This window comes from Algibacter sp. 2305UL17-15, from assembly GCF_040720935.1.
GTDB lineage: Bacteria > Bacteroidota > Bacteroidia > Flavobacteriales > Flavobacteriaceae > Jejuia.
This window is the reverse complement of record NZ_JBFDAE010000023.1, coordinates 1-16,351: the sequence shown is the minus strand read 5'-3', so window position 1 is coordinate 16,351 and position 16,351 is coordinate 1. Positions and strand designations below refer to the sequence as shown.

12 protein-coding genes are annotated in these 16,351 nt (G+C 35.2%); 6 read left to right on the top strand and 6 right to left on the bottom strand.

Features of this window, described 5'->3' with window-relative positions:
- Nucleotides 1–37 precede the first annotated feature (37 nt).
- A complete protein-coding gene (locus tag ABXQ82_RS17735) occupies nucleotides 38–919 on the bottom strand; it encodes a lysophospholipid acyltransferase family protein (protein WP_367062948.1) in 882 nt (293 codons plus the stop codon).
- A gap of 62 nt (nucleotides 920–981) precedes the next feature.
- Between ABXQ82_RS17735 and ABXQ82_RS17730 the strand changes: the two genes are divergently transcribed.
- From ABXQ82_RS17730 to porQ, 4 genes are all read left to right on the top strand, one after another.
- Nucleotides 982–1,632, top strand: a complete 651-nt coding sequence (locus ABXQ82_RS17730) for a rhomboid family intramembrane serine protease (protein WP_367062946.1) — start codon at nucleotides 982–984, stop codon at nucleotides 1,630–1,632.
- 159 nt (nucleotides 1,633–1,791) lie between these two features.
- Nucleotides 1,792–4,242: an endopeptidase La gene (lon, locus tag ABXQ82_RS17725; protein WP_367062944.1), complete on the top strand. Its 2,451-nt coding sequence runs from the start codon at nucleotides 1,792–1,794 to the stop codon at nucleotides 4,240–4,242.
- Nucleotides 4,226–4,744, top strand: a complete 519-nt coding sequence (locus ABXQ82_RS17720) for a LysM peptidoglycan-binding domain-containing protein (RefSeq protein ID WP_367062942.1) — start codon at nucleotides 4,226–4,228, stop codon at nucleotides 4,742–4,744. The genes lon and ABXQ82_RS17720 overlap by 17 nt, the downstream gene beginning before the upstream one ends.
- 74 nt (nucleotides 4,745–4,818) lie before the next feature.
- Nucleotides 4,819–5,838: a type IX secretion system protein PorQ gene (gene porQ / locus ABXQ82_RS17715; RefSeq protein ID WP_367062940.1), complete on the top strand. Its 1,020-nt coding sequence runs from the start codon at nucleotides 4,819–4,821 to the stop codon at nucleotides 5,836–5,838.
- Between the two features lie 107 nt (nucleotides 5,839–5,945).
- Here porQ and ABXQ82_RS17710 read toward each other — a convergent pair whose 3' ends face one another.
- The 3 genes from ABXQ82_RS17710 to ABXQ82_RS17700 form a co-directional block, all read right to left on the bottom strand.
- Nucleotides 5,946–8,132, bottom strand: coding sequence for a T9SS type A sorting domain-containing protein (locus ABXQ82_RS17710; protein ID WP_367062938.1), 2,187 nt, complete (start codon nucleotides 8,130–8,132; stop codon nucleotides 5,946–5,948).
- A gap of 223 nt (nucleotides 8,133–8,355) precedes the next feature.
- Nucleotides 8,356–9,048 carry a hypothetical protein gene (locus ABXQ82_RS17705; RefSeq protein ID WP_367062936.1) on the bottom strand — a complete coding sequence of 231 codons (693 nt, stop codon included), beginning with the start codon at nucleotides 9,046–9,048 and terminating at the stop codon, nucleotides 8,356–8,358.
- Between the two features lie 4 nt (nucleotides 9,049–9,052).
- Complete coding sequence (locus ABXQ82_RS17700; protein ID WP_367062934.1) at nucleotides 9,053–11,644, bottom strand: T9SS type A sorting domain-containing protein; 2,592 nt, start codon at nucleotides 11,642–11,644, stop codon at nucleotides 9,053–9,055.
- 284 nt (nucleotides 11,645–11,928) lie between these two features.
- Between ABXQ82_RS17700 and cmk the strand changes: the two genes are divergently transcribed.
- Complete coding sequence (gene cmk / locus ABXQ82_RS17695; protein ID WP_367062932.1) at nucleotides 11,929–12,624, top strand: (d)CMP kinase; 696 nt, start codon at nucleotides 11,929–11,931, stop codon at nucleotides 12,622–12,624.
- Nucleotides 12,625–12,809: 185 nt separating this feature from the next.
- On the opposite strand, the gene ABXQ82_RS17690 is transcribed toward cmk, so the two are convergent.
- Entirely contained in the window at nucleotides 12,810–13,190 is a 381-nt protein-coding gene (locus ABXQ82_RS17690) for a LysM peptidoglycan-binding domain-containing protein (protein WP_367062930.1), read from the bottom strand.
- Between the two features lie 553 nt (nucleotides 13,191–13,743).
- On the opposite strand from ABXQ82_RS17690, the gene rpsA reads away from it, so the two are divergent.
- On the top strand, nucleotides 13,744–15,618 hold the full coding sequence (rpsA, locus tag ABXQ82_RS17685; protein ID WP_367062928.1) for a 30S ribosomal protein S1: 1,875 nt from the start codon (nucleotides 13,744–13,746) through the stop codon (nucleotides 15,616–15,618).
- 145 nt (nucleotides 15,619–15,763) lie between these two features.
- Here the strand turns inward: rpsA and ABXQ82_RS17680 are convergent, their stop codons facing one another.
- Nucleotides 15,764–16,237, bottom strand: a complete 474-nt coding sequence (locus tag ABXQ82_RS17680) for a hypothetical protein (protein WP_367062926.1) — start codon at nucleotides 16,235–16,237, stop codon at nucleotides 15,764–15,766.
- Nucleotides 16,238–16,351 lie beyond the last annotated feature (114 nt).

Sequence of the window (16,351 nt, the reverse complement as noted above, 5' to 3'; positions counted from 1 at the left end):
AAATCAGATTGCAGAGAAATAGATTTTAGGGAATAACTTATTTAGGCTCTTGTCCGCGATGTTTCCAACGTTTATGAGTCCACAGGTAATATTCTGGAGCTTCGTAAAGTTGTTCTTCAACGCGTTTAAGCGCGATATCGGTAATTTCAAAATCTTTTAGTTCTTTTGGGTTTTTAGAAATAATAGAAAATGTAGATTCGTAATAGCCCCTTTTTATCTTTTTTACCTTTAAGAATAAAGTAGCCATATCCAGTCGTTTTGCCAATACTTCGGCACCAACATGAACTGGCACTCTAATACCCATGAACTCTTGCCAATATAAGGCTTTATTCAATTTTGGAGATTGATCGAACACAAAACCATTAAACGTTAATTCATTATTTCTTTTGGCTCTAACAAGGGCAGGAAATGTTTCTTTTGTAGTAATTAAATGACTGTTATATTTAGCCCGAATCCGTTTTACAAGCCTATCAAAATACTTATTACTTAACTGTTTATAAATGGCGTACCCTTTGTAATTCACATGTGTTTGTAAAATAAAAATCCATTCCCAACTTGCATAATGTCCCATAAATAAAACAATACTTCGGTTTTCTTTTTCTAATTGATACAGCACATCCAAATTAGTAAAAGCATAACGTTTTTGCATTTCGGCTTCAGAAATCGTGATTGATTTTACAGCCTCTACAATCATATCACATAAATGATGGTAGAATTTTTTTCTGATTTTACGAATCTCTGAATCAGATATTTCGGGAAAAGCCAACCTTAGATTTTCGTTAACCACTTTCTTTCGATACCCGATAATATAATAAAGCAACACATAAATACCATCGGAGACAGCATACAACAATCTAAAAGGCAATATAGAAATTAGCCATAAAAACGGATAAAGAATAATATAAGCTAGAAATTGCATTTATAAGTTTTAGATTTGTAACCGCAAATATATGTTAATTTGAATTTAATCGTTTTACGTCCATGGGTAAATTAGATATCATCACTATAATTATCATTGTCGCTAACGTTTTGATATCCTACAAGGGTTTCAACGATTTTTCTTTTTTCGAAAAGTATAAATTTAATGTTGGTGGTATAAAACGAGGGGAACAAGTTCGCCTCTTTAGTTCTGGCTTTTTACATGCCGATACAGCGCATTTATTTTTTAATATGTTTACGCTTTACTTCTTTGCCAATGTGGTAATAAGCTTGCTAGATGTGTTTGGTTTTTTTATTATTTATGTTGGTAGTTTAATACTTGGTAATTTACTTTCGCTTTATTTTCACAAAGATGAATACCACTACAGCGCAGTAGGAGCGAGTGGTGCAGTAATGGGTGTGCTTTATGCTGCCATTTTGTTGCAACCAGGAATGAGCTTGTATATCTTTTTTATACCCATCCCAATTCCTGCATATATCTTCGGTATTGGCTACTTATTATATTCAATTTACGGTATGAAAAATAGAGTGGGAAATATTGGTCACGATGCCCATTTTGGTGGCGCAATTGGTGGTTACATTATTACTTTATTACTATCACCAGTATTGTTTAAAACTAACTTTTTAATGGTTGCTTTACTCGCAATACCAATTGTTATTTTATTTATTTTAAAGAAAGCAGGTAAAATGTAATTCTTTCGCAACATAATTGGCACAACTATTGAATTTATATTAACGATAAAGCATTTAATTTATCATTAAAGTATTGATATTTAGATGTTTAAATATTTATGTAATAAATTTGAAAATTGGTTTATTTTGTTTTAATGACAGAATGACCTAGAGAGCTATATGAAGAAATCTAATTTTATAACATTTGACAGTTTGTCATCACAGGAATTTGATGAAAATTCAGAATTAATCCCCTTAATGACACCTGAAGATGAAGAAGCCATAAATAAAGAAGAGCTACCTGAAACGCTTCCAATACTATCGTTGCGAAATACGGTATTGTTCCCTGGTGTGGTTATTCCAATTACTGCTGGTCGCGATCAATCTATAAAACTGATAAACGATGCAAATAAGGGCAGTAAGGTAATTGGTGTTGTGGCCCAAAAGGATGAAACTGTTGAGAATCCAACCGCAAAAGACATCCATGAAACGGGTACTGTTGCCAGGATTTTAAGAGTTTTAAAAATGCCCGATGGTAACGTAACAGTTATCATTCAAGGGAAAAAGCGTTTTAAAGTTGCCGAAGTTATTACGGAGCAACCTTATATGAATGCTACGGTTAGGGATATTCCTGAAGCGAAACCTGCTCTAAAAAATAAAGAATTTAGTGCAATTATAGATTCTATAAAGGATTTAGCATTAGAAATTATCAAGGAAAATCCAAATATTCCAAGTGAGGCATCTTTCGCCATAAAAAATATTGAAAGCAATTCGTTTTTGATAAATTTTGTGTCGTCAAACATGAACCTTTCTGTAACCGAAAAGCAAGAACTTTTAGAAATAAACGATCTTCAGAAACGTGCCTTAGCTACGCTGAAATTTATGAATGTTGAATTTCAGAAATTAGAACTTAAGAATGATATTCAGTCTCGGGTTCAAATGGATATGAGCCAACAACAACGTGAATATTTCTTGCATCAACAGATGAAAACCATCCAGGAAGAATTGGGAGGCGTAAGTCATGATGAGGAAATTGAGGAAATGAAGCTGAAAGCATCCGAGAAGTTATGGGACGAAAACGTAGCAAAGCATTTTGAAAAGGAAATAGGGAAGTTGCAACGTATGAACCCACAGGTTTCTGAATATTCAATTCAACGTAATTATTTAGAACTACTTTTAGATTTGCCTTGGAATGAGTTTAGCAAAGACAAATTCGATTTAAAACGTGCGAAGAAAATATTAGACCGAGACCATTATGGTTTAGACGATGTAAAGCGCCGTATCATAGAATATCTGGCAGTCTTGAAATTGCGAAACGATATGAAATCGCCTATTTTGTGTCTGTACGGCCCTCCAGGAGTTGGAAAAACATCTTTAGGAAAGTCTATTGCGGAAGCTTTAGGTAGAGAATATGTGCGTATGTCTTTAGGAGGTTTGCGCGATGAAGCGGAAATTCGCGGACACCGTAAAACATACATTGGCGCCATGCCAGGGCGTATCATCCAGAGCTTGAAAAAAGCAGGGACTTCCAATCCTGTGTTTGTTTTAGATGAAATTGATAAACTATCAAATTCGCATCAAGGCGATCCATCTTCTGCAATGTTAGAAGTATTAGATCCGGAGCAGAATAATGAGTTTTATGATAACTTTTTGGAAATGGGTTACGATCTTTCTAAGGTGATGTTCATCGCCACTTCAAACAGCTTGAATACTATTCAACCTGCATTGAGAGACCGTATGGAAATCATCAATGTAACGGGCTATACTATTGAGGAAAAGGTAGAGATTGCAAGACGCCATTTATTACCAAAACAATTAAAAGAGCATGGTTTGGATACCTCTCATTTGAAAATAGCCAAACCTCAACTGGAAAAAATTGTAGAAGGCTATACACGAGAATCCGGTGTGCGCGGTTTAGAAAAACAAATTGCAAAAATGGTGCGTTTTGCCGCCAAAAATATTGCAATGGAAGAAGACTACAATGTTAAAGTATCTAACGAAGATATCATTGAAGTTTTAGGTGGCCCAAAATTAGAGCGTGATAAATACGAAAACAATAACGTTGCCGGTGTTGTTACCGGTTTAGCATGGACAAGTGTTGGTGGGGATATTTTATTCATAGAATCTATTCTTTCTAAAGGAAAAGGCACTATGAGCATTACCGGAAATTTAGGTAAGGTAATGAAGGAATCTGCCACTATCGCGATGGAATACATAAAATCTAATGCAGATACTTTTGGAATAGATGCTGATGTTTTCGAAAAATACAATGTGCATATTCACGTGCCAGAAGGCGCAACTCCAAAAGATGGTCCAAGTGCTGGTGTCACTATGTTAACCTCTTTAGTATCGCTTTTCACTCAAAAGAAAGTAAAGAAGAGTTTAGCAATGACGGGCGAAATTACACTTCGTGGAAAGGTATTGCCGGTAGGGGGGTTAAAAGAGAAAATTTTAGCTGCAAAAAGAGCACGTATTAAAGAAATATTATTGTGTGAAGACAACAGACGGGATATTGAAGAAATTAAAGCTGAATATTTAAAGGGCTTAACATTTCATTATGTGACCGATATGAGTGAGGTTATCGACATAGCTATCACAAATCAAAAAGTTAAAAATGCGAAGAAACTCTAGGTTAGTATTTTTAATTGTCTTTGGATTTTTTTGTTGTTATCATGCAATTGCGCAATCTAAACCACATTATAAAGAGGTGCTTTTAGACGGAAAACCTGCAAGATTAAATGTGGCAACCGGAGAGTTTACGCTTATTAATCCTGAGGCCAAGGTTGCGATAGCTCCAATTGAATCTAATTCTGAAAGTATTTCAGATTTTCATGTTGTAAAAAGCGGGGAAACTTTATTTACATTGTCTAAATTGTATGGTGTGAGTTTAAATGTTTTGAAAAAAGCCAATAATCTGGAAACAACTTTAATTAGTATTGGAAAAAAGATACGGGTTAGAAATTTTGAAAGCATTAATTCTAATGGCAATAACTCGGATTTTTGGATGGTTTCAAAAGGAGATACGCTTTATAGTATTGCCAAAAAAACAAATACTACTGTAAAATTGCTAAAGCGTTTAAATGCCTTGAAAAATAATACCATATTTATTGGACAAAAATTACGATTAAAATAGAAATGCACCCTTGAAAAAAATAAATGATACATGCTATCGTTTTAAGATAGATTCATTTACTTTGTACCGTAAATATGCTAAAGAAGATTATCACTATTTTTTGTTTGTCTCTAACACTTAATGCTTATGCGCAAGTAGGAGGTGAGACAACGTATCAGTTTTTGAATTTAGTGTCTTCGCCAAGACAAGCAGCTTTGGGAGGGAAAGTATTTACCAATGTAGATTACGATGTCACACAAGGATTATTTAACCCAGCGACGATTAATGCTGAAATGGATAATCAATTGGCATTAAATTACTCAAGTTACTTGGGAGGTATAAGTTATGGAACAGCGGCTTATGCTTATGAAATAGATAGACATACTGGTACTGTTCACGCTGGTATCAGCTATATCAATTATGGTTCTTTTGATGGTTATGATGAAGATGGTAACTCCACGGGAACGTTTACGGGTAATGAAAGTGCTTTATCTGTAGGTTATGCACTTCAACTGGGGTATTCGGATTTTTATTTCGGTGGAAATTTTAAATTAATCACTTCAAAATTAGAACAGTACAATTCTTTAGGAGCTGCTATAGATTTAGGATTATTATATATAGATGAGGATATAGATTTTCATGCTGCTTTAGTAGTTAGAAATTTAGGGTCCCAAATAACTACTTATGCAGGTTTAAATGAACCTTTACCATTTGAAATTGGTTTCGGAATGTCTCAAACCTTAGAGCATGTGCCACTTAGGTGGCATGTAACTTTCGAGAATCTACAAGAATGGCCTATCGGAAGACCAAATCCTGTAAGAGCTACAAGAGATTTATCTGGTAATCAAACTTCAGAAAAAATTGGATTTTTAGGGCAAGTAATCAGGCATACTATTTTAGGGGCAGAATTATTTCCTGAAGGTGGTTTTAATCTTCGATTGGGTTATAATTTTCGCCGTTCAGAAGAATTAAGAATTGTAGATCAGCGTAATTTCTCTGGGCTTTCTGCCGGGTTCTCTATCAAATTAAATAAAATGCGTTTTAGTTATACCCACGCTAAATATACTAGTGCTGCAAATTCTAACTTCTTTGGTTTGCAAATAGATTTACAATAAATTACCTCGTGGCAAACCTAGGGGTAAAATTCCAAATACTAAATTCAAAAAAAAAAACGGAGACATCACCATAAGATATCCCCGTTTTATATCAATTTTAAGATGCTCTAGTTCTTAATAAACTTTGAAGTGTAAGATGTTCCGTTTGAGGCTATCAACCTAACAAGGTATGTTCCCGACGCTAAATTAGCAATTGGCAACGATACCGTTGTAGTGTCGTTTCCATTTAGAGCCATCGTCTTCACATTACGCCCCATAAGCGAATACACTTCCACTAAACCTTTGGTATAGTTTAAATTATTTGGTAATACAATATTTAAATTATTGTGTGCTGGATTAGGAAATAATTGCACTCGAGATAGAAGTACCTCAGAAGTACTAAGGACATCTCCTGTATCTTCAATAGCATTTACTCCAGCAGTCCATTGCGTGCCTCCCAATTCATAAGCACCTATATCTGGAGCTGCGTCTTTATAAGAATCATTAATGCCAGAAATAAGTTGACCTTGATCTACAACTGCACTACCATTTTTCGGCATAAAATCTTGATTATTGGCATCTTCAAAAGGAGATGTGGGAGTGATTAAGTTATCTTGAATATCAAAAAATACATTAGGATAAGTATCCCCAGCATTAGGATGCCAATCTCCAGCACTTGCATAGTTGTTATATACTTTGTTATCTGATTGTGAATGACCATTAACCCAAGAATCCATTGCATCTTGCGCATTCCATATGGTATTATGGAAAAAGTCTAAAAAGGTATTGTTCCAATTCACTTGGTAACCCGTCCAAGATACATTCCAAACCACATTGTGATGCACTACGTAGCCCTTACTATCGTTATCTAAATAGATACCAGCGGCTTTAGGAGCTTCTCCAACAGCATGCGAATATGCCGGTGCGGTAGCATCATGAAACCAGTTGTGGTGTATTTCATTATTTTTTAAAGAGGCGTTTCCAACGGTGTAAAACACTCCAGAATCGCTGTTTATTTGTTGAGATGCAGATACATCGTTATATGCTACTTCACAGTTAGATCCTGCGACGTACATACCGTCTCTACCAGCATTTAAAATAGTGTTTTTTAGAATTTCCATGTTATTAGCACTAGATCTAATCGGTGACGCATGAATTCCTACGTAGTCTATGTTGCTAATATAGTTTCCTTCAAAAGTACCATTTGAGGCAGCCCAACCTGCTATAAATATACCACTTACCGAACTATGGTCTATGGTACAATCTTTTATTATAGTATTGTCTCCAAGAACTTCTATAGACGCCTCACCAACTTGAGCGTCTGTATTATTTAATTCATCATGTCCTTCACTTCCATGAATAATTTGACAATTTAATATCTGGTTATTGTCAGCATTGTTATGAATCTTTATGCTGCCCCCAAAAAAGTTTAAATCTTCAAGATTAACATAGTCTCCCGTTATTTCTGCTACATACTTAGTTCTTGCATATTCAACACTATCATTAGCCGGCAAAGTACCGTTTGCTGTTTGAAGATAAAGCGTATTTGTACCGCTATCATAATACCATTCTCGAGCATGATCCAACGCTTCCAATTTATTAAAAAGATACATTTGCCCTGTATTATTTCCAGGATAAGCTCTCCATACTCCAGGGTTGTGGATGCTAAAAGGCCAACTTCCAGTATTAACTGCTGTAAAATCAATTCTGGAAGTCGTGCTGCTCGTTATAGTTCTTGTCCAACTAGTTCCAGAGTGCGCCCCTAAATAATATACCAGTCCGCCTGTCCAATCAATACCAGGAATATTGTTAGTATTATCAAGAAAGTGAGTGCCATCACCTCCAGTAACAGGAGTACAGTCCACCGTCCAGCGGTCATTATCCGTATTATTTGGCCATCGCGCCAAATCCATATACTCATCATTGTGATATACTGCACGAAACCGACTATCAATAGTCATGTTTACAGTTGCCTTGTAAATGCTTCCACTGTGCAATGACCAACCATTTACAATACTTGTAGCTCTAATTTCAACATTTTCACCAGCGGCTGCCTTAAATGTTAAAGGGGTAGTGCTATTGCCATTTTTGTTAACTATTAAAGATTCTTCGTAAATACCACCTCTAATAATGCATGTGTTTTTTGCAGTATTCATTACCGAGACGGCTTTATTAAATGTAAGGTAAGGGTTTCCTATTGTTCCATCTCCAGTGGTGTCATTTCCATTTGTAGCCACATATACATCTTGGGCAAGAAGTATTGAACTACAAAAAAGAATGGATAGGCATAAAAATAAGTGTAGTGTTTTTTTCATAATGTTTTTTTATAAATTTATTAAACTGATTGCATATCAAGTTGTCCGTACAATCGTTTTTGGATAACATATGGTTTAAAATTACTTGTATGATATGATTTAAATAAAAGGTTTAAGTTGGTTATCAAAGTGTTTAGAGTTCAGGAAGAAAACCTCTCCATGATATATAAAAAACGACTGAAGTATAGCTCCAGTCGTTTAAAATAGTACTAGTATTTTAAATTTAGTTCACACTAAAACTCCAAACTTGTCCTATGGCTTGTCCGCCTTTATCATCTTTGGCTACTACTTTCCAATAGTATGTTGTTGCAGCGCTTAAGTTTACCGTTAAAGATTTTGCACTTTGATTATCGCCAACCTTTGTTACTGGTGGATTTACAGTATCAAAATACACATCATATGTTAAAGGATCGTTATCAACATCGCTGGCATCCCATTGTAAATTGGTCGTTGCACCAGAAGCGGTTCCCTCATTTGCTGGAGCAGTTATGCTTGGTGCAAATGGTAAATGGTTAACTTCTGCTATACCTTCCGTGTAAAATTGAAATACTGTAGAGTAATCGCTTGATAAACCTTTACTATCCGTGGCTTTAACACGCCAGTAATAAGCAATCCCTTTTTCTAAAGTAACAGATTTTGAATTTGCTGTGGTAGTTGTTGATTCTTCAATACTAGAAAATTGATTGTCCTTTGAAATTTCAAGCAGATAGGTTATAGGGTCTCCATTTGGGTCTATAGCATCAGCCCATTCAAATAGAAGGGTGTTCGAAATACACAGAAGATTATTGGTTGGGTAGGTTAACGAACCTACTTTTCCAGGTGCTTTGTTTTCTTCAGGGGCTGGAGTATCATCACCGCCACCAGAACAAGAGGCTAAAATAATTCCAAGAATTACTAATAATTTTATATTTTTCATCGTTTTATTTCTTTATGATTTTAACATTGATTGGTTTGCTTGCTATAATTTTCGCAAAGTAGATTCCTGATGGTTTATCGCTTAAACTAAGATCAACCTTTCCGGAATTAATTTGATATGTTTTTGAAGACACCAATTGCGACTGGATGTTGTAAATTTCGATAGCAACCTGACCGTTGGCTATAGGTAACAAGAACTGAAAATCTCCTGTTGTAGGGTTAGGAAAGGATTGAATATTGCCGAAAAAATCTATGCTTTCAACAAGTTCCCCTTCACAATCTTTACTGGATTTCACTTTCACGATATCACCATGTTTTACAGCAACATCAAATGAAGTGCTTGAGGTTTCACGAACAACTTCATTATTTACAGTTACGGTAAAAGGTGCTGTTCCTGTTTCAATAGCTACAGATAATTTATTGACACCTAAACTAGATTTGCTGCTTATTCCTGGTGATTCCTTAATCACTACACTAAAACATTTGCTTTCGCTATCTCCTTTAATGGAAATACATAAATCATAAGTGTCAGGTGCAATGTTTTCAATGTCCAATGTTTGTGTAAAATCTGTATTAGAACCATTAAAAGTTACAACAAAATCCTCTGCGAAACCTGCAGATATATTGATTTTACCATTATTTTCATTTGGACAAGTCTCAGATGAAGCAGCAATAGTAAACTGAATATCAGAAATAGAAAGTTCTTCACCTTCACCAGTATCTTCAATAGCATTAACGCCAGCAGTCCATCGTGTGCCTCCCAATTCATAAGCGCCAATATCTGGAGCAGCTCCTTTAAAAGGTTTGGTGAACCCCGAAATAACTTGCGCCTTATCAATAACAGCACTACCAGATTTTGGCATAAAATTTCCACTAGCAGCATTTTCAAAAGGAGAAGTGCTTGAAATTACATTATCTTTTATATCAAATTCTGTTGGGCCGTTACCAGCAAACCATTCGCCATCACTTGCAAAATTATTATACACTTTATTATCCTTTTGTTCACGACCATTAACCCAGGATCCCATGGCGCTACTAGTATTCCAAATAGTATTATGGAAAAAATCTAAATTAGTATTGTTCCAGTTTACCTGATAACCAGTCCAAGATACATTCCAAATTACATTATGGTGCACCACGTAGCCTTTACTGTCGTTATCTAAATAGATACCCGCGGCTTTAGCAGAACCTCCAGTACCATGCGAATAGGATGGCGCCGTAGCATCATGAAACCAATTGTGGTGAATTTCACTATTTTTTAAAGAGGTATTTCCAACCGTATAAAATACACCAGAGTCACTATTCATTTGTTGAGACCCAGATACATCATTATAGGCAACTTCACAGTTAGAACCAGCAACATACATACCGTCTCTACCTGCATTAACAATAGTGTTTTTCAGTATTTTCATGTTGTTAGCACTAGTTCTTATTGGTGATGCATGAATTCCTAGGTAGTCTGTATTGCTAATATAGTTTCCTTCAACAGTACAATTTGAGGCTGCCCAACCGGCTATATTTATGCCACTGACCGAACTATGGTCTATGGTGCAACCTTTTATGATGGTATTGTCTCCAAGAACATCAAGAGCGGCCTCTCCAACCTGAGCGGATGTATTAGCCAAATCATCATGTCCTTCACTACCATGAACTATTTTACAATTAATAATTTGGTTGTTGTCTGCATTATTATCGATTCTAACACTACCTCCAAAAAAGTTTAAACCTTCAAGTTTAATATAATCTCCCTGTAATTGTGCTGCATGTTTAGTTCTTGCATATTCAACAGTACCATCTGCAGGCATGGCGCCATTAGCTGTTTGAAGATAAAGTGTTTTTGTACCGCCGTCATAAAACCATTCGCGAGCATGGTCTAGAGCTTCCAGTTTATTAAAAAGGTACAACTGTCCTCTTTCATTCCCGGGGTAATCTCTCCAAACTGTTGGGTTATGAGGTGTAAATGGCCAACTATTAATATTGACCGTTGTAAAATCAATTCTAGAAGTTGTGCTACTTAAGATAATTCGTGTCCAACTAGTTCCAGAGTGTGCTCCAAGATAATAGACCATGCCGCCAGTCCAATTTATATTTGGAATGTTATTGGCAAGAAAATGAGAGCCATCACCGCCCGTAACAGGGGTACAGTCAACGGTCCAGCGGTTATTATCTGTATTATTGGGCCATCGTGCTAAATCCATATAATCACCATTGTGATATACGGCACGGAACCTGCTTTCAATGCCCATGTTTACATCGGCCTTGTAGATACTTCCGCTATGCAGCTGCCATCCGTTAACTTTTGTAGTGGCTCTAATTTCAACATCTTCGCCGTCGGCAGCCTTAAATGTTAGCAGATTACCGTCAGTTCCGTTTTTGTTAACAATTAGCGATTCTTCATAAACACCGCCTTTGATGATACATACATCGCCTGCCGACATTACAGAAACAGCTTTGTTAAAAGTTTTGTAAGGGCTCGCAGAGGAACCATCTCCCGTTGTGTCATCTCCATTTGTAGCAACATAAATATTTTGAGCCGCTAAAAATGAATTAAATGAAATTAAGAGAAGATAAATTAATAATCGTGTAATTCTTTTCATAGTTATTGTTTTAGATTCTATCAACAAAATTAAAGATTTGTAACAACGAAGATAGATGAATTGGTTATATATATACAACATATGTTCTTAATGCAGGATTTAAAGATGAAATCAATAGAATGTTTAGCTAAATGATGACAAATACTTACTTTTGCTTTTTATTAGTGAAACCCAAAACTTAAAAGCGCAGCGCATTAAGTTTTGATGGTTGAACTAATCCCGCTTTTTAGCGGGATCTCAGGTTTAATACCTCCCGGGCTTGCCCCGAGATATTTATTTAAAATATGAACAACATCACGATTGCCATAGATGGTTATTCTTCAACTGGAAAAAGTACCGTAGCAAAACAAATCGCTAAACACTTAGGCTATGTATATGTGGATTCTGGGGCTATGTACAGGGCGGTAACACTCTATGCCATTAAAAATGGTTTGATTTCAGAAGACGATTTTAATAAAGAAGCGCTGGTTTATCAACTAGACCAAATAGAGTTGAGTTTTCAGTTTAATGACCAGTTAGGTTTTGCTGAGATGTATTTAAATGGGCTAAATGTTGAAAAGGAAATCCGAACTTTAAAGGTCTCCAGCTTTGTGAGCAAAATAGCTGAAGTTTCTAAAGTTCGCCAGAAGTTGGTGGGAATTCAAAAGAAAATAGGGCAGGATAAAGGCGTAGTTATGGATGGTCGTGATATAGGAACTGTAGTGTTTCCGGATGCTGAACTCAAAATTTTCATGACTGCTTCCGCAGAAAAAAGAGCTGAAAGGCGTTACCAAGAATTAAAAGAACGTGGGGATGCTATTACTTATGAAGCAGTTTTACAAAACGTTACCGAGCGCGACTATATCGATACGCACCGAGAAGATTCCCCATTGGTTAAAGCCGAAGATGCCATAGAAATTGATAATTCAGATTTAACCCTTAACGAACAATACACTAAGATTTTAGAGCTGGTGAAGATGACTTTGGAAGGGTGTGAGTGATTTTTTTTTGTTTTCAGTATCCAGTCGCAGTTTTCAGTCTCAGTCAAAAAACCCTCTGTAAAACTCTGTGTATCTCCGCGAAATAATTTACAATCCGTATCTAAGTTTTCTTTGAATTTATGGCAAATAAAAACGAATCCCTATTCAATAAAGATTCGTTTTACAATCAATTTAACTTCTGTTTTCTAAGCATTGGGAATAATCAACTCCTGATCTGGATGAATGACATCTGGGTTTTTCAGAATATCGGAATTCGCCTTAAATATATCTTGGTATTTAGAAGCTTTCCCATAATACTGAATAGCAATTTTACCTAAGGTTTCGCCACTTTTCACGGTATGTCTGTGATATACACTATTATCTGCAACCTTGATATCCGCCATGATATCCGAGGGACTTTCCCCTCCAATGGCTTTAATTTTGTCCCAAATTAAATTTTTCTCATATGGCGTGTTAGCCGTACCCCAAACTTTTAGTGTCCCATTTTCTTCTTTTACATCACCGTTTTGAATGTTTAGAGATGCTCCCAAATCTAAAACTTCTTGGTATTTAGCTTTTGCTGTCATAGTTTTTTTAGTTTAAAAATTAACGTTCTAAATATAGTAAAAGAAATGTCGGTTTTTTATGCTTTTCAATAATTTAATAGTTCACAATATTATTATACTTATTTTTCAAAGGGCTAAAACATATTTATTTTGCCATGAATACACGAATTTTTTCTTTGTCAACAATGAATACAAAAAGAATTTACACTTTTTTTAAAAAAAAATCTATAGATAATCCGTTGTGCATTTTGAGAAAATTTTGTCAGTTCTGACATTTGTTTATTAAAAAGGGCCAAAATGCACAACCGGTATAGATATTTTTATTCATGATAATAATTTCCATCCTTGATTTTTAGTTTAATTCGTGTATTCGTGGCATTTTTCATAGCTTATAATTTCAGTCTGACTTTTTTTAATACGAATTAGGCTAATTACTTCAAAATATGTATTTTTGCACACCTTTTTAGCGCATGATCGAAAAGATAGAGAGGAACTGAAAAACATTTTTATAACACTTCTGTGTATTAAGCGTTTAACTTTTCGAAATATACAGAATACAAATTTTAATCAGCACATGGCTGAAAACGAAAAACAAGCTAACCCAGAAACTTCGGAAGAAGTAGTGGTTGAAGCAACAACAGCAGAAGCTCCGGCAGTATCTGAAGCTCAAGCAAATCCCGAAAAATTCTTAAAAGAGTTCAACTGGCACAATTACCAAGAAGGTATTGATGAGGTGGACGATCAACAACTTCAAGAATTTGAAAAATTAGTAGCTGAAAATTTTGTAGATACCTTAGACGACGAAGTTGTTCAAGGTACCGTAATTCACATTACTGATAGAGATGCAATTATCGATATCAATGCAAAATCTGAAGGTGTAATTTCCTTAAACGAATTCCGTTACAATCCTGGTTTAAAAGTAGGAGACAAGGTTGAGGTGTTAATTGATGTGCGTGAAGATGCAACTGGTCAATTAGTGTTATCTCACAGAAAAGCGCGTGTAATTCAAGCATGGGATCGTGTAAATAAAGCACACGAAACTGGTGAAATCGTTAATGGTTTCGTTAAATGTAGAACTAAAGGAGGTATGATTGTAGATGTCTTCGGTATTGAAGCATTCTTACCAGGTTCTCAAATTGACGTGAAGCCAATTAGGGATTACGATCAGTATGTAAATAAAACTATGGAATTTAAAGTTGTGAAAATCAACCACGAATTCAAAAACGTAGTAGTGTCCCATAAAGCTTTAATTGAAGCTGATATTGAGGAACAAAAGAAAGAAATTATTGGTCAACTGGAAAAAGGTCAAGTACTGGAAGGTATTGTTAAAAACATTACGTCTTACGGTGTATTCATCGATCTTGGTGGTGTTGACGGATTAGTTCACATTACAGATCTTTCTTGGTCTAGAATCAACCATCCAAATGAGATTGTTGAGTTAGATCAAAAATTAAATGTTGTAATTCTTGATTTTGATGAAGATAAATCTAGAATCCAATTAGGTCTAAAACAATTAAGCAAACACCCATGGGAAGCTCTTGGAGAAGATGTTAAAATTGGCGATAAAGTAAAAGGCAAAGTAGTTGTTATTGCAGATTACGGTGCGTTTATTGAAGTTGCCGATGGTGTTGAAGGTTTAATTCACGTTTCTGAAATGTCTTGGTCAACACATTTACGTTCTGCCCAGGATTTCGTTTCTGTAGGCGATGAAGTAGATGCGGTAATTTTGACTTTAGATAGAGAAGACCGTAAAATGTCTCTTGGAATCAAGCAATTATCGCCAGATCCATGGACTGATATTACAACTAAATATCCATTAGGTTCTAAGCATACCGGTATTGTACGTAACTTTACAAACTTTGGTGTTTTTGTTGAATTGGAAGAAGGTATTGACGGATTGATTTATATTTCTGATTTATCTTGGACTAAGAAAATCAAGCATCCATCTGAGTTTTGTGCAGTAGGCGACAAGTTAGACGTAGTTGTTCTAGAATTGGATGTTGAAGGTCGTAAACTAAGTTTAGGACACAAACAAACAACAGAAAATCCTTGGGATAAATACGAAACTGAATTTGCTTTAAACACAACTCATGAAGCTGAAATCTCTGAAATAGTTGACAAAGGTGCTACAATTGAGTTTAACGAAGATATCGTTGCTTTTGTACCATCACGTCATCTTGAAAAAGAAGATGGTAGCAAATTGAAAAAAGGAGAAAAAGCAGAATTCAAGATCATTGAATTTAACAAAGAGTTTAAACGTGTAGTTGCATCCCATGCAGCGATACATAAAGCTGAAGAAATTGCAAACGTAAAAGCTGCTACCAAAAAAGCTGCTACAGCTGCTGCAGAAGCAAAACCTACTTTAGGTGATGCAAATGATGCTTTACAAGCTCTTAAAGATAAAATGGACGGCAAAGCCGCAAAGCCAGCTAAGGCTAAGAAGAAGTAATTTTTCTGAAAATTTATTTATGATATCAAAGCCTCACATAACTGTGGGGCTTTTTTTAATTGAATTTTATAACACCTATTAGCTACTTGATTAAGCAGAATTAATGAAAATGGTGTGGGATATGTAAAATAAAGATTGGCAAAAATTAATCATTGGATAATCTTTGTCCAAGATAGTTTTCTCCATAGTGCTTGAATAATCTAGGTGTTCCAATAGTTTGCTTGAATAATTCTTCTTCCAGATTTTTGTTTTTATACGAATATGTACTTGCGAACTTGTCAGTAAAAACAACCACATTTGCTTTTTTAAATATAATACCTTGTAATAGAAAAATGTTGTCAGTAAGACTAATTTGCAATGCTATCAGACCTTTTTTATTGATAATTTCTAATGCAGTTTCATCATAATTTATTGAAAAATTGCTTGTCTTGTTTAGTGCCCATTCTCCATTTTCCATATGGATAACAATATTACCCTCTTTGTCCTTTATAAAAGCTGAAACTAGAATTGAATTTTCAAATAGCTCTAAATAAACTGGTATCTCTTCAATCCCAGAAAACTTTAAAGTAAAACCATCTTCTAATATTTTTCTACTAACAGAGACAATATTACGGATCAAGAACAATTGTTGTGTTTACGCAAATACTGTGGTTAACCTATAAAGGAAAAAATCTACGTTTCTCACACCTCTGAACTGTGCCCTAAAAGCTTTAATTTTTGCGTTGAAAGATTC

Coding starts and splice junctions, on each gene's coding strand:
- ABXQ82_RS17705 (WP_367062936.1), bottom strand. CDS start 9,048: ATGAAAAATATAAAATTATTAGTAATTCTTGGAATTATTTTAGCCTCT.
- rpsA (WP_367062928.1), top strand. CDS start 13,744: ATGGCTGAAAACGAAAAACAAGCTAACCCAGAAACTTCGGAAGAAGTA.
- ABXQ82_RS17710 (WP_367062938.1), bottom strand. CDS start 8,132: ATGAAAAAAACACTACACTTATTTTTATGCCTATCCATTCTTTTTTGT.
- ABXQ82_RS17730 (WP_367062946.1), top strand. CDS start 982: ATGGGTAAATTAGATATCATCACTATAATTATCATTGTCGCTAACGTT.
- lon (WP_367062944.1), top strand. CDS start 1,792: ATGAAGAAATCTAATTTTATAACATTTGACAGTTTGTCATCACAGGAA.
- ABXQ82_RS17735 (WP_367062948.1), bottom strand. CDS start 919: ATGCAATTTCTAGCTTATATTATTCTTTATCCGTTTTTATGGCTAATT.
- ABXQ82_RS17690 (WP_367062930.1), bottom strand. CDS start 13,190: ATGACAGCAAAAGCTAAATACCAAGAAGTTTTAGATTTGGGAGCATCT.
- ABXQ82_RS17700 (WP_367062934.1), bottom strand. CDS start 11,644: ATGAAAAGAATTACACGATTATTAATTTATCTTCTCTTAATTTCATTT.
- ABXQ82_RS17720 (WP_367062942.1), top strand. CDS start 4,226: ATGCGAAGAAACTCTAGGTTAGTATTTTTAATTGTCTTTGGATTTTTT.
- porQ (WP_367062940.1), top strand. CDS start 4,819: ATGCTAAAGAAGATTATCACTATTTTTTGTTTGTCTCTAACACTTAAT.
- cmk (WP_367062932.1), top strand. CDS start 11,929: ATGAACAACATCACGATTGCCATAGATGGTTATTCTTCAACTGGAAAA.